The following is a 581-nucleotide window of genomic DNA, read 5'->3' on the forward strand; positions in this document are numbered from 1 at the left end:
TAATGGTGCATATATTTGGCAACCATCACTTAAAGATGGAGAACCAGATAGACTTTTAGGATATCCTGCCTACACATCTGCCTTTGCTCCAAAAGCTGATAAAGGAAAACTTGCAGTAGCCTTTGGCGATTTTTCATACTACAAGATTGGAGATAGAGGAAATAGGTCTTTCCAAGACTTAAAGGAACTATTTGCTGGTAATGGCATGGTTGGTTTCTTAGGCAAGGAAAGAGTTGATGGAATCTTAGTTTTAAGAGAAGCAGTTAAACTATTAAAAATTGGTGCTACTTCTTAAGGAGTAAATTATGATTACTCTTGAGGAGGCAAAGTCCTATTTAAGGGTGGATTTTGATGATGAGGATGAGATGATTGAATCTCTCATCCAATCATCAATCAAACATTCTATGGACATAGCCAGAGTTGAAATTGAGGAAGACCTTTCTAAAAATCCAAATGGAAAGATAGCAGTCCTCTATATGACTGCTTATCTTTATGAACATAGAGAAGAGGCAGATTATTCTGAACTAAACTTAACTCTAAGGGCTTTATTGTTTGGAATGAGAAAGGCTGAGTTCTAATGA

Annotated in this window: 2 protein-coding genes; both read left to right on the plus strand. The window is 36.3% G+C overall.

Annotation, left to right across the window (positions count from 1 at the left end):
- Window positions 1–295: phage major capsid protein (locus tag PEPTYR26121_RS08555; RefSeq protein WP_180501011.1), on the plus strand; the 295-nt coding region annotated here is incomplete at its 5' end.
- A 10-nt stretch (window positions 296–305) separates the two neighbouring features.
- Window positions 306–578 (plus strand): head-tail connector protein, encoded by a 273-nt coding sequence (locus PEPTYR26121_RS08560; protein ID WP_180501012.1) that lies wholly within the window; start codon window positions 306–308, stop codon window positions 576–578.
- Window positions 579–581: the final 3 nt, after the last annotated feature.

The organism is Aedoeadaptatus nemausensis (genome assembly GCF_903819165.1).
GTDB lineage: Bacteria > Bacillota > Clostridia > Tissierellales > Peptoniphilaceae > Aedoeadaptatus > Aedoeadaptatus nemausensis.

Coding starts and splice junctions, on each gene's coding strand:
- PEPTYR26121_RS08560 (WP_180501012.1), top strand. CDS start 306: ATGATTACTCTTGAGGAGGCAAAGTCCTATTTAAGGGTGGATTTTGAT.